13 protein-coding genes are annotated in these 13,277 nt (G+C 68.5%); all 13 read right to left on the bottom strand.

The window, feature by feature from the left end; translation table 11 throughout:
- Positions 1-135: 135 nt before the first annotated feature.
- Entirely contained in the window at positions 136-1,233 is a 1,098-nt protein-coding gene (gene lptG, locus QE360_RS01520) for an LPS export ABC transporter permease LptG (RefSeq protein ID WP_309698767.1), read from the bottom strand.
- Complete coding sequence (lptF, locus tag QE360_RS01515; RefSeq protein ID WP_309698765.1) at positions 1,230-2,429, bottom strand: LPS export ABC transporter permease LptF; 1,200 nt, start codon at positions 2,427-2,429, stop codon at positions 1,230-1,232. Before lptF ends, lptG begins: the two co-directional genes overlap by 4 nt.
- Positions 2,430-2,618: 189 nt before the next feature.
- Complete coding sequence (locus QE360_RS01510) at positions 2,619-4,484, bottom strand: ATP-binding protein (RefSeq protein WP_373424728.1); 1,866 nt, start codon at positions 4,482-4,484, stop codon at positions 2,619-2,621.
- 117 nt (positions 4,485-4,601) lie between these two features.
- A complete protein-coding gene (spt, locus tag QE360_RS01505) occupies positions 4,602-5,864 on the bottom strand; it encodes a serine palmitoyltransferase (RefSeq protein WP_309693447.1) in 1,263 nt (420 codons plus the stop codon).
- Between the two features lie 22 nt (positions 5,865-5,886).
- The gene (locus QE360_RS01500) at positions 5,887-6,132 is read right to left on the bottom strand and encodes an acyl carrier protein (protein WP_294272475.1); all 246 of its coding nucleotides are present in this window, start codon (positions 6,130-6,132) and stop codon (positions 5,887-5,889) included.
- Positions 6,133-6,198: 66 nt separating this feature from the next.
- Positions 6,199-7,095, bottom strand: a complete 897-nt coding sequence (locus QE360_RS01495) for an NAD(P)H-binding protein (protein WP_309698762.1) — start codon at positions 7,093-7,095, stop codon at positions 6,199-6,201.
- On the bottom strand, positions 7,092-8,192 hold the full coding sequence (gene proB / locus QE360_RS01490; protein ID WP_309698761.1) for a glutamate 5-kinase: 1,101 nt from the start codon (positions 8,190-8,192) through the stop codon (positions 7,092-7,094). The genes QE360_RS01495 and proB overlap by 4 nt, the downstream gene beginning before the upstream one ends.
- A 217-nt stretch (positions 8,193-8,409) precedes the next feature.
- Positions 8,410-9,459: a GTPase ObgE gene (gene obgE / locus QE360_RS01485; protein ID WP_307103463.1), complete on the bottom strand. Its 1,050-nt coding sequence runs from the start codon at positions 9,457-9,459 to the stop codon at positions 8,410-8,412.
- A gap of 61 nt (positions 9,460-9,520) precedes the next feature.
- Entirely contained in the window at positions 9,521-11,140 is a 1,620-nt protein-coding gene (locus QE360_RS01480; protein ID WP_309698758.1) for a pilus assembly protein TadG-related protein, read from the bottom strand.
- Positions 11,137-11,511, bottom strand: coding sequence for a TadE/TadG family type IV pilus assembly protein (locus QE360_RS01475; protein WP_307103467.1), 375 nt, complete (start codon positions 11,509-11,511; stop codon positions 11,137-11,139). Before QE360_RS01475 ends, QE360_RS01480 begins: the two co-directional genes overlap by 4 nt.
- A 417-nt stretch (positions 11,512-11,928) precedes the next feature.
- Positions 11,929-12,456 (bottom strand): GNAT family N-acetyltransferase, encoded by a 528-nt coding sequence (locus tag QE360_RS01470; RefSeq protein WP_405052661.1) that lies wholly within the window; start codon positions 12,454-12,456, stop codon positions 11,929-11,931.
- 204 nt (positions 12,457-12,660) lie between these two features.
- Positions 12,661-12,927, bottom strand: coding sequence for a 50S ribosomal protein L27 (gene rpmA, locus QE360_RS01465; RefSeq protein ID WP_183951678.1), 267 nt, complete (start codon positions 12,925-12,927; stop codon positions 12,661-12,663).
- Positions 12,928-12,969: 42 nt separating this feature from the next.
- Positions 12,970-13,269: a 50S ribosomal protein L21 gene (rplU, locus tag QE360_RS01460; protein ID WP_007405484.1), complete on the bottom strand. Its 300-nt coding sequence runs from the start codon at positions 13,267-13,269 to the stop codon at positions 12,970-12,972.
- Positions 13,270-13,277 lie beyond the last annotated feature (8 nt).

Genomic DNA, 13,277 nt, shown 5'->3' with positions numbered 1-13,277 from the left:
CGAAGCGAGCGCCCACCCCTCACCCAGCTTCGACTAAGCCTTTGCTCTCGCAAAGGCCAAGTCTGCGCAACCCTCTCCCCTCTGCGAGGGGCGAGGGAGGGAAAGGCATCGCCGAATGGCGATCCGCCCCGGCCCCTATTCCTCGGTCCGGAACAGGACCGCTTCGCCGATCAGCAGGAACAGCAGGATCGGTGCCCATGCCGCGAGGAAGGGCGGGTACGCCCCCAGATCGCCCATCGCCATCGAGAAATTGTCCGCCACGAAATAGGCAAAGCCCAACGCCATGCCGATCACCGCACGGACGAACAGCTTGCCCGAGCGCGCGATGCCGAAGGCGGCGACCGCGCCCAGCAGCGGCATCAGCATGGCCGACATCGGCGCGGACAGCTTGTGCCACAGCGATCCCTCCAGCGAGGTCGTGGGCCGTCCCGCTTCGCGCAGGTCGTCGATCGCGTTCGACAATGCGTCGAAGGACATGTTGTCGGCGCTGACGCTGGCCAGGGTCAGCTGCTCGGGGGTCACGCCCCGGCCGACGATCAGCGAGGGGAAGGTGGTGACCTTGCCCGACGCCACCTGGAACCGGGTGGCGGGGCCGATCCGCCAGCCATCGCCGTCTCGCTGCCCGCGCGGCGCACGCACGATCGCCACCAGGCTGCCGCCCGTCCGGTCATAGAGCGTCACGCCGCCGAGCTGGGTCCTGGCGCCGCGCCCCTGGATCAGATCGACCGAGATCAGGTCGTCGCCGTCACGCACCCAGACATTGGACCGGTCGCCGCTGTCGATGGGCAGCGGGCCATATTGGACCTTCTGCCAGGCGCTGAGCGTCGCGCTGGCGCGCGGTACGATCCGGTCGTTGAACACGAAGCTGACCACCGCCACGCCCGCGCTGGCGATCAGCAGCGGGGCAAGCACCTGATGCGCCGACATGCCCGCCGCCTTCAGCGCGATGACCTCCGAATTCTGGTTCATCGTGAAGAAGGTCAGGATGGTGCCGAGCAGCACCGAGAAGGGCAGCAGGAACGAGATGATCTGCGGCGCGCGCAGCGACACGTAACGCCACACCTGCGCCTGGCCGTTGCCGGGCGCGGCCAGCACCGCGCCGGACTCGCTCAGCACGTCCAGCGTCTGGAGCACCAGCGCTACTGCGAACAGGATGGCGAAGGTGCGGATCAGGAACATCTTCGCCATGTAGATGGCGATCGTCTTGGACGGGAAAATGTTGGACAGGCTCATGCCGTATAGGCCTTTTTCCGGCGGCGGCCGGGCAGCCAGCGGCCGATCGCCTTGGCGATCTTGGCCACGCCGCGCTCCAGCGCCCCGATCGGCTGGCCGCCCGGGACATAGGCGGTCACATAATACATCCAGAGGACCAGCCCCGCAAAGACCGCGAACGGCCCCCATAGCGCCAGCAGCGGATCGACCCTGCCCAGCGCGCCGATATCGGCGGCATATTGGTTCACCTTGAAATAGGTGACGAGCATGACGATCGACAGGAAGACGCCCAGCGCCGAGGTCGATCGCTTGGGCGGAATGCCCAGCGACACCGCGAGCAGCGGCAACAGGAACATCGTCACCACCTCGACCACGCGGAAATGGAATTCCGCCCGGCTGCCCGCGCGTGCCTCGGCGCTTTGGGCATCCTGGCCGTGGCGGGCGAGTTCGGGGAGGGTGAACTCCAGGTCGCGGCCGCCGCGCTGGCGGAAATTGTCGAACTTGGGCAGGTCGATCGGCAGGTCGTGGCTGGAGAAGCTCAGCACACGCGGCGCCTTGAACTCGGGCCGGTTGTGGATCAGCGTGCCGTTGGTCAGCCGGAAGATGATGACATTGGGATCGTCGGTCGCCAGGAAGCGCCCGCGCTGCGCCGTCACGCCGATCCAGTCGCCCTTGGAGGTGTTGGCGTGGACGAAAATGCCCGACAGGTCGCGGCCATTCTCGCGGCTCTCCTCGATGCGCAGCGTCATGCGGTCGCCCAGATGGGTGAACTCGCCGACCTTGATCGAGGCGCCCAGCGCGCCGGTGCGCAGCTCGTAGCGCAGCCCCTCATAATAATAGCGCGCGATCGGCTGGATATAGCCGACGATTGCCAGGTTCAGCGCGGCCAGCACGATCGCGTACATATAGGGGACGCGCAGCAGCCGGGTGTAGCTCATGCCGACGCCGCGCATCACGTCCAGCTCGGACGAGGTGGCGAGGCGACGAAAGGCCAGCAGGATGCCCAGCATCAGCCCGATCGGGATGCCCAGCCCCAGATATTCGGGCAGCAGGTTGGCGAGCATTCGCCACACCACGCTGATCGGCCCGCCTTCGGTCGCGACGAATTCGAACAGGCGGCGGATGCGATCGAGCACCAGCAGCATCGCCGAGATGATCAGCGTCGCGAACAGCGGCAACGCGATCAGCCGGGCCATGTAGCGATCGATGGACTTCATGCGGGGGACATCACTCGCGCGATAAAACGGCCATGGCTATACGATCGGGGGAAGGGCGCGTCACCCCTTGTTTGCGATGGATCGGCGTGGCCTTCGACTTCGCCCGGACCGAACCGAGGTCGTATGCGGGACGGGGCAGCAAAAGCCGTTCAGTCCGGGTGACATCGAGGGCCATGCCCCGACCCGGGCTCAAGCCGCCGCGCTGACCGACCCGTCCCCGACATTGCGCGCCAGCGCCGCCGCCACCGCCCGCTCCAGTCCCACCAGGGTAAAGGGCTTGCGCAGCACCTCATAGCCCTCGAACCCGGTCGCCTGCGCATCGCCCGCAAAGCCGGTGACGAACAATACCGCGACCTCGGGATAGCGGGGGCGGAGCGCGGCGATCATCTCCGGTCCGGTCTGGTGCGGCATCAGCACGTCCGACACGATCAGCCTGATGTCGGCCTGACGCGCGAGCATCCCCTCGGCCTCACGCGGATCGCCGCAGGGCAGGGGATCGTGCCCCAGTTCGGTCAGCGCGGCCATCGTCGCCGACAGAACGCGCGGATCGTCCTCGACCACCAGGATGCGCATGCCGCCGGTGTCCTCGGCATCCGGCGCGGGGGCGACCGGCTCGGCCACGGGGGCGGGGGCGGTCGCGGCGTGGTGGCGCGGGAAATAGAGATGGACCGTGGTGCCCGCGCCGGGCGCGGTGCGGATGGTGACGTCGCCGTCCATCTGGCCGACCAGCCCGAAAATCTGGCTGAGCCCCAGCCCGGTGCCCTTGCCTGCGGGCTTGGTGGTGAAGAAGGGCTCGAACACCCGTTCGGCCACCTCGGGGGACATGCCCGCGCCGGTGTCGGTCACCGACAACAAAATATAGTCGCCCGCCGCCGCGCGCGGCAGCTCGTTCGCCATCACATGCGCCTCGGCGGTGCGGATGGTCAGCTCGCCGCGCCCGTCCATCGCATCGCGGGCATTCACCGCGAGGTTCAGGATCGCATTCTCCATCTGCGTCCGGTCGCCGAACAGCATCCAGCCGGTCGTCCGGTCCTCGACCGTCACCTTCACCCCGTCGCCCAGCGTCCGGTCGAGCAGGTCGCGCATCCCCGCCACCAGTTGCCGGGGCACGAGCGGCTCGGGGGTCAGCGCCTCCTCGCGGCTGAACATCAGCAATCGCCGGGTCAGCGCGGCGGCGCGGTGCGCGCCCTCGGTCGCGCTGTCGAGATGGCGGCGGACATCCTCCACCCCGTCCGCCCGGCGCGCCAGTTCCAGCCCGCCCAGAACGACCGCCAGCATATTGTTGAAATCATGCGCGATCCCGCCGGTCAGCTGGCCCAGCGCGTCCATCTTCTGCACCTGGCGCAGCTTGGCTTCCTGGAGCTTCAGCTCCTCGGTCGCGGCATCGACCGCGTCCGCCAGTTCCTCGGCACGGGCACGTTCGGCATGCGCCTCGGCGCGCGCCTCCGCCCGCTCGCCGACGGCATGGACGATCATCCAGGCCAGCAGGATCGCGCCGAGCGCCAGCGCCAGCCCGAACAGGCCCAGCCCACTGGCGATCCGGTTGGAGTGCAGCACCGTGTCGCGCGCCGCGGCGGTGCGCTGTTCGAGCAGGCGGCGCTCGCCCGCGATCAGGACGTTGAGCGTCCGGTTGATCTGCAACAGCGCCTCGGCCCGCCGCGCCTGGTGATAGAGCGCATAGGCCTGGCGATCGCGGTGATAGGTGGTCGACAGGGCGATGGCCGACAGCTCGCGCCCGCGTGCCTCATAGGCGGCGCGCAGCTGGTCGACCAGCCGCTGCTGCCGGGAATCCTCGACCAGCATGTCCAGCCGGTCGAGCTGCGCCGCCGCCAGCGACCATTCTTCCGAATAGATCTGCCCGATCTTGTTGTCGCCCGAGATGACGTATCGCCCCAGCGACGCCTCCGACCGGGCGATCGTGCCCTCCACGGTGCGCGCCAGGATCATCACGTCATAGCTGCGGCTTTGCAGGTCGAGCGCGCGATCCCGCTCGCGATTGGCATGGCCCAGCGTGACGATGAGCAGGACCAGCGTCGCCGCGCCGGTCAGCGCCATGGCGATCAGCGCAAAGGTCCGCCACCGGCCGACCCTTCCCTGGTCCTCCTGTTCGATCACGGTCGCCACGCTATCGCAAGCATGGGATATTGCAAAGCCGCCAGGGGCATAGGCCGATCAGGCGAGAACGCCGACCGCCTGCCCCGCCGCCCGGAACATGCCCAGCACCGTCTCGATCTGTTCGGGCGTATGCTCGGCGCAGATCGAGCAGCGCAGCAGGAAGGTCCCCGCCGGGGTCGCGGGCGGGCGCGCCATGTTGACGTAGAGACCGCCGTCGAGCAGCGCCTGCCACATGATGACCGCCTGTTCCTGGTCGTCCAGGATCACCGCGACGATCGCGCTGTCGCAGTTTTCGGTGCCCAGCCTGAACCCCATCGCCTTCAGGCCGCCATGCAGCGCGCGGGCGTTCGACCACAGCCGTTCGCGCTTCTCATGCGCGGTCATCAGCTTGCGGATCGAGGTCGTCGCGGTCGCGACCACCGACGGCGGCAGCGAGGCGGTGAAGATGTACGGGCGGCAGGCCAGGCGCACCGCCTCGAACTTCGGATGGTTGGACACGACGAAGCCGCCGACCGTGCCGACCGACTTGGAGAAGGTGCCGACGACGAAATCGACCTGGCCTTCCAGCCCCTGCGCCTCGTACACGCCGCGCCCGTTGGGGCCGAAAAAGCCCATCGAATGCGCCTCGTCGACCAGCACCATGCAGCCGTGCTTCTTGGCGACCGCGACCATTTCCTTCAGCGGGGCGATGTCGCCCAGCATCGAATAGACGCCCTCGAGGACGACCAGCTTGGCAGGCTCCTTGGGCAGTCGGCCCAGCCGCTTGTCGAGATCCTCGACCGAATTGTGGCGGAAGCGGACGATCTCGGCATTGCCCTGCTGGCAGCCGTCATAGATCGAGGCATGGCTGTCGGCGTCGAGGATGACATATTCCCCCTTGCCCGCCAGCGTCGAGATGATGCCGAGATTCGCCATATAGCCGGTCGAGAAGACGATCGCGCCGGTCGTGCCGTAGAAATCGCGCAGCGCCTGTTCGACTTCCATGTGGTCGTGGAAGGTGCCGTTGAGCATCCGGCTGCCGTTCGTGCCCGAGCCGAACTGCTCCAGTGCCGTCTTGCCCGCCGCGATCACGTCCGCGTCGAAGGTCATGCCCATATAATTATAGGTGCCGAGCAGGATCGTGTCCTTGCCCCGGATCACCGCCTCGGTGGGCGACTTCACCTGTTCCATCACGATCGCGAAGGGATCGGTGACGCCCGAGTCGAGCAGCTTCTGCCGCTCGGCGATCAGGCCGTCGAACTTGGACAGCAGGTCATGCTCGGGGGCGACCGTCTCGGGGTCGGCGGGCAGGGCGTGGGGCTGGGCGGCGGCTTCGGTCATGTCGGTGTCCGTTTGGAGGCGATCAGGCTTGCTTCAGCTTTTCGACCGCGTCGACCAGCTGGCCGACATTCTCGATCTCGGCCTGCATGTTCATCGTGATGATGATGTCGAATTCGTCCTCGATCGCGGCGACGAAATCCATCACGGTCAGGCTGTCCCACTCCAGGTCGCCCTGGAAGGTCGTCGCCTCGGTCAGTTCGACACCCTTTTTGTTGAAGGGCGCGATCTGGGCCGCGACGGTGTCGAAAATGGCTTGGCGGTCGCTCATGATGATCCTTTCGAGGGGCCAGTGGCACCCAAATGCGGCGGCTTTTCGACCGCGTGATGGCGCTCGCTATAGCAAGCCGTTGGCGCGATACCACCGTGCCGTATCCGCCAGCCCCTTGGAAAGCGCGATGGCCGGTTCCCAAAGTGCGGGGTCGGGGCGGAGCGCGGGGTCGGCGGTCCAGTCGGGATGGCAGAGATAGCCGACCCGGTCGGGGGTCAGCTTGGCGCCATTCCCGCGCAGCTTGCGGTCGATCTTCGCGCCCAGGCTCAGCAGCGCCTTGGGCAGATGGAAGGTCATCACACGCTGCCCCACCGCCGCCCCGATCGCGGCGGCCAGGTCGGCATGGGTCAGGACCTGTCCGTCATCCACCTCCAGCACCGCGCGCGGGCCGTCTGTGGCGACCAAAGTGGTCAACAGCCGCGCGAAATCCTCGACCGCGACCAGCGATACCTTGCCCGGCGGCGGCATCAGCGCGAGGCCCAGCCTGGCGGCGCGGAACATGTCGCGCATCTCCATATCGCCGGGGCCATAGATGCCGCTCGGCCGGACGATGGTCCAGTCGAGGCCGCTATCCGTCACCACATCCTCGGCCTGCCGCTTGGACCAGCCATAGGTGGAGAGGTCGGGTTCGCGCGCCGACAGCGAGGAGACATGGACGAAGCGCCGGATGCCCGCCGCCCTGGCCGCCTCGACCATGGCGCGGGTGCCGTCGATATTGCCCGCGACGAAGCCCGCGCGGTCGGGTGCGTTGACCACGCCCGCGATGTGCAGCACGGCATCCGCGCCCTCGACCAGCGTCGCGAGGCTCTCCGGCTTGTCGAGCGCGCCCGCGATCCAGGTGATGCCGGCGCGCGATGGCTGGGCGCGCCGGGTCAGCGCGCGCAGCGACAGCCCCGAACCGGCGGCGCGGTCCACCACCGCGCGACCGACGAAACCGGTCGCTCCCGTCACCGCGACGATCATAGCAGCGCGAGGTGGTTGCGATGGATCAGCGCGGCGCGTGGCGCATGGCCCAATATCCGCGCCTGCTGGTCCGACCGCGTGCCGATCAGCGCGCGCGCCTCGGTCGAATCATATTCGCTGAGGCCCCGCGCGATGGTGCCGCCCGGCCCCTCGACGGTCACGAGATCGCCGCGCGCGAAATGGCCCTGCACGGCGGTGGCACCGGCGGCGAGCAGGCTGTTGCCCTCGGCCAGTGCCCTGGCCGCGCCCGCATCCACCGTGATCGCCCCGCGTGCGGTCAGTCCGCCCGCCAGCCACGCCTTGCGCGCGGGTGCGCTCTTTTCGGCGACGAAGATGGTGTGGCGCGCAGGGGTCGATAGCGGATGCTCGATCCGCCCCGACGCGATGGCGAGGTGAGCACCCGCGCTGACCGCGATGCGCGCCGCAGCGATCTTGGACACCATGCCGCCCGAGCCCATGCCCGAGGCGGAGCCGCCATCGGCCATGCCGCTGACCGCGTCGATCCGATCGACCCGTTCGATGTGGCGCGCGGCGGGGTTGGTATGCGGATTGCTGTCGTACAGCCCGTCCACGTCGGAGAGCAGCAACACCCCGTTGGCGCTCGCCGCCTGACCCACCCGCGCGGCGAGCCGGTCATTGTCGCCGAACCGGATTTCCTCGGTCGCGACGCTGTCATTCTCGTTGATGACCGGCACCACGCCCAGCCCCAGCAACCGCCCCAGCGTCGCCGCCGCGTTCAGATAGCGGCGGCGATCCTCCAGATCGTCCAGCGTCACCAGCATCTGGGCGGCGGTCAGCCCCTGCGCCTGGAGCAGTTCGGCCCAGGCCTGGCTGAGCGCGATCTGCCCGGTCGCGGCGGCGGCTTGTGCGTCCTCCAGGCTGGCGCGGCCGCCCTTGGGCAGGCCAAGTCGTCGCGCACCCAGCGCGATCGCGCCCGAAGATACGATCGCGATCTGCTGGCCTGCACGGACGCGCGCGGCGATGTCGGCGACCAGCCCGGTCAGCCAGTCGCGACGGACTTCGCCCTCGGGCGTGACGAGGAGGGCGGAGCCGACCTTGACGATCAGCCGCTGGCAGGTGGTGGGGGGGAAGATCATGGGAACGTCAGGCCTCGCCGCACGCGGCCCTCCCCCATCCCCTCCCGTTTGCGGGAGGGGCGTGCTTGGGGGAAGCCTTGGCGACAATCGCGAAGGTTGATCTCTGGGCAAACCGACGTGGAGGATGTCACCCAGCTGCCAAGCAGCCTCTCCCCTCCCGCAAGCGGGAGGGGATGGGGGAGGGCAGGGTGTCTCACCGAGCCAGCCGCCCGCACCGTCAGGCCAGCGGCGACCACGTGATCTCGTCCTCGCCTTCATCGCCCTCCGGCACCGAATCCGGCCCCGGCCCGATCGCCTCGAGCAGCTTGTCGAGCACCCAGTCGACGCCGATTCCGGCCGCGCCCGACAAGGGGATCACATCCGCGCCGCTCGCCTCGGCCAGTTCGGCCGACAGCGCCTCGATCAGCTCGTCGTCCAGCGTGTCGATCTTGTTGAGCGCGATGATGTGCGGCTTTTCCGCAAGCCCGCCGCCATAGGCTTCCAGCTCGTCGCGGACGATGCGGTAGCTTTGCGCGACATCCGCGTCATTGGCGTCGACCAGATGCAGCAGCACGCGGCACCGCTCGATATGGCCAAGGAAGCGGTCGCCGATCCCGGCGCCGTCCGCCGCACCTTCGATCAGGCCGGGAATATCGGCGACGACGAACTCGCGCTGATGATGCCGCACCACGCCCAGCTGCGGCCGGGTGGTGGTGAAGGCATAGGCGCCGACCTTGGCCTGCGCGTTCGTCACCGCGTTGATGAAGGTCGACTTGCCCGCATTGGGCATGCCCACCAGACCCGCATCGGCCAGCAGCTTCAGCCGCAGCCAGACCCAAGCCTCCTCGGACGGCCAGCCGGTGCCGTGCTGGCGCGGCGCGCGGTTGGTCGAGGTCTTGTAGCTGGCATTGCCGCGTCCGCCGTCGCCGCCGCGCAGGAACACCTCGCGCTGGCCGACCTTGGTGAAGTCGAGGAGCACCTCGTCCTTGTCCTCGGACAGGACCTGGGTGCCGACCGGCACCTTGATGACCAGATCGTCGCCGCCGCCGCCGGTGCGGTTCGACCCCGACCCGCCATGGCCGCGCGGCGCGCGGAAATGCTGGGTATAGCGGAAGTCGATCAGCGTGTTCAGCCCGGCGACCGCCTCGAAGATGATGTCGCCGCCCTTGCCGCCATTGCCGCCATCGGGGCCGCCATATTCCATGAACTTCTCGCGCCGGAAGGAAACGGCGCCGGGGCCGCCCGCGCCGGAGCGGACGAAGATTTTGGCCTGATCGAGAAAATGCATGGCTGCGCTCTTAGTCCGGGCCGCGCCAAGAGGCCAGCCCGCCCGTCATCCTGCCCGCCATTCAGGCCACCAGCACGGCCCCGCCGCACCGCACGCCGTTGATCGTCACATCGGCCTGGCCGACATGCAGGCCCATCAAGTCGCTCAGATTGCCGATCAGCAGGTCGAGCGCCGGGGCGACCGGCAACAGCGCCGCGCCGACCGCGCCCGTCAGTCCGCCCAGCCCGATCGGGATGCCCAGCGGCACCAGTTGCAGGTCGACCTGCCGGATCAGCGACTGCGCGATGCCGCGCACCGCCGAATTGGCGGTGACCGTCCTGGTCGTGGCATTGGCGATATCGGTCTGGTCGAAACGGATACGCTGCCACGCGGTGTCGCTCGCCAGGTCGATCCGCGCATGGCCCATGACCTTGGCGAGCGGAATCTGGAGCAGCGTCGCCGCGCCGGTGATCGGCGCGCGGTTCATGTCGTCGAACAGCGTCCGGTCGACCTGCGCGACCGCCAGCGTGCCGGGCGAGGGAAGGCTGTCGACCGTCACCGCCGGGGTCGTGCCCGTGCAACGCACCGCGTTCAGCCGCGCCTGGGCCGAGGCGGTCTCGACGAACAGCGGCAACTGGATATTGGCGAGAAACGGCACCCCGATCTGGGTATCGACCAGCAACCGCTGCTGCGCGGTGCGGACGGTCGTCGATCCGTCGCGCGTCACCGCCAGCCAGGGCGAGGCGGCGGGCCGCTCGCCGATCGCCAGCAGCACCCTGGTCGACACCAGTCCGGGCACCGACGCGCCCAGGTCCAGCGCCACCTGCCGCCGTCCATTGGCGATGGCCAGCGATTCGCGCAGCATCGAATAGGCATCGACCCCGATCAGGTCGCGCGTCGTCGCCGATGTCGCATCGCCCAGCGGCCCCAGGTCGATCAGCCGGGTCAGCGGCACCGGCGATCCCGGTACCCGCAAGGCCAGGCGGCGCAGCAGCGTGGCCGTGCCCGCCTGGTCCGCCGTGTCGGCCATGGCGTTCAACAAGGCAGGCAGGGTGACGTCGGCGGCCAGTATCTCGCTATAGCTGGCGCCGGTCAGGTTCAGCCGCGTGCCGAGCGCCTTGATCATGGGCAGCAGCTCGATTCGCGTGTCGACCAGCGCCCGGTAATCGAGCAACGACAGCGACAGGTTGCTGCCCGCCAGGCCGCTGAGGAGCGCACCGGGCAGCCCGTCCTGGACCTGGGCCAGCCGGGTACCGAGCGAGAAGGCGGCAAGATCGACTCGCCGCGCCACCGCGCTGGCTGCGACGGGGCGCTCGGCATCGCCGGTCAGCACCCGCCCGAAGAACAGACGCACCGGCTGGCGCAGCACCACCCGAATCGCCCCGCCATCCGCGCCCGTCGCGAAGCGGTTTTCCGGTGCGATCGAGCGGTCGGCGCGGTAGGTGCCGATCGCCAGCGTGCTCGACACATGGACCAGGCCGTTCGCCGCGAGCAGGCGCTGCACCGCCTCGGCGCGCCGCTCGGGGCTGGAGGCGACCGCGGCGAGCGCGGCCTGGTCCGCCACTCCCTGCAATTTGCGCTGCGACAGGGTCAGCATGCCGATATCGACGCCCAGCGCCGCACAGCCGATCAGCGCCATGGCGGAAATCGCGGTCAGGATACTGACGCCGCCCCGCCGGTCGTCGCGGAGCCGTGCCCTCACAGGCCGCCGATCATCGCCACGCCCCGGGCCGACAGCATGCGTCCCGGCGTCGGCACGAAGGGAAGGTTCAGCAGAGGATCGTCATGCGCATCATAGCGGATCGAGACGGTCAGGATATTATTCTGTTCGACCGCGATGATCTCGCCCCGTTCGGGCCGAAGCGTGCCCGCCGCGCCGAGCAGCCGCCGGGCGGTATCGACCGCGATCGTCCGGCGCTCGCCCGCATCGATCCCGGCCAGCGCGGCGCGGGCGGCGTCATTGGCGGCCTGCTGCACCATATGCGCGGTCAGGAAATAGTCGGCGAAGCTGACGATCCCCATCAACAGCCCCAGCAGGATGGGCAGTACCAGCGCCAGTTCCACCACCGCCACGCCCCGACGATCGCGGCCGAGCGAAGAGGTCGGGACAGAGAGCCTAAATCGAAGCGCCCAGGGTGAGGGCTGCGAACGGGCAATATGGACCATCGATTTCCCCCTGACGGCTGATGGATATATCACATCAGGGGCGTTGATCCTTATCAATCGCCTAAATCTATCTCTCTAACCCCATGAATTTTTGGGCATGCTCGCAGAAGCGACCATAACGGGCAGGAATCGCCTAGTTGCGCGCGGACGACGTGTTCAAAGCGGGAAAGGTTAACGCGCGCGGCCGCTCGAATGGAGGACTTGGCCCATCCCCCGAGTCGCGGTGATTCGCGGCGGCGGGGAGCTCCCTGCCCCGCGTGTGACCCCGCCCGGATTCGGACGGGGCCCGGCTTCGCCTTTCCGGTGAGGGAAAGGCGAAGAGGTTCAGGCGGCGAGGGGCATGGACGCCCGTCGGTCGTCATCCAGGTCGAGCGCGTAGTGGATGCTGGGCGATAATGTCGCGCGCGCGGCGGAGGCGCGGGCCATGCGCTTTCCACTCGGGCGGAAGCCCAGCTTCGTCAGCACCTGCCCCGAGGCGGGGTTGTCGGCGAAGTGCCAGGCGCCCAGCCGCCGGATCGGCAGGGCATGGCGCGCCATCTCGACGACCGCGCGGCCCGCCTCGGTCGCATAGCCGCGCCCCCAGGCCGCCGGGGTCAGCCAATAGCCGAGTTCATGCCCGGTATCGCCCGCGATGATCGCGATGCCGCCGATCAGCTCGGGCGCGCCGCCGCGATCCAGCGCGGTGATCAGGAAGCGCGGCTCGGTCGCGCCGCAGGGCAGCGCCAGCCAGCGCTCGGCATCGGCCTGCGCATAGGGATAGGGAACGCGCGCCGCCATCCGGGCGACGGCTTCATGGCCGATCGCCCGCGTCAGGGCACCGGCATCTTCCGGCCAGGCTGGCCGCAACAACAATCTTGGGGTCCGCGCGAACATCACTCGACAACTCCTCGTCACGCCCGGCGCCTGTGGCACGTCCCGATGACGGGACGGAGACAGGCGCGGGGGCGGTGGAGGGAGCATGAAAAAAAGGGAGCCGGGGTGACCCGTCTCCCTTTTTTGCTGGTTCCTGCGCGGAACCCGGGTCACCCTGGTGGGCAACCCGGCGCGGTTGCCCGATTATTCGGCCGCTGCGGCCAGTTCGACCGAGCAGAATTTACGGCCCAGCTTGCCCTCGTGGAACGAGACGCGGCCATCGACGAGCGCGAACAGGGTATGGTCCTTGCCCATGCCCACGTTGCGACCCGGATAGAACTTGGTCCCGCGCTGACGCACGAGGATGTTGCCGGCGATGGCTTCCTGGCCGCCGAACTTCTTCACGCCAAGGCGACGGCCGGCCGAATCACGACCGTTACGCGACGAACCGCCTGCTTTCTTATGTGCCATTGCGAACTACTCCTGGATTTCGTTGGGTGGCGCGGCTGAGATTCAGGCGCCGACCGACACGATCTTCAGGATCGTGTGCTGCTGACGGTGGCCGTTGCGACGACGATAGTTGTGGCGACGACGCTTCTTGAAGACGATGACCTTGTCGGCCTTCGCCTGTGCGATGATTTCGGCGGCAACGGTGATGCCGTCGACGGCCTTCAGCTCCGAGCCTTCGCCCGCCAGCAGAACGTCACCCAGCGTCACCGACGCGCCGGCTTCGCCCTCGATCTTCTCGACGACGATCTTATCTCCGGCGGCGACGCGATACTGCTTGCCGCCCGTGCGCACGACTGCGAACATGGCTCTTA

It is taken from the genome of Sphingomonas sp. SORGH_AS_0789, from assembly GCF_031453055.1.
In the GTDB taxonomy this organism is placed as follows: Bacteria; Pseudomonadota; Alphaproteobacteria; order Sphingomonadales; family Sphingomonadaceae; genus Sphingomonas.
This window is presented reverse-complemented; position numbering and strand designations above follow the sequence as displayed.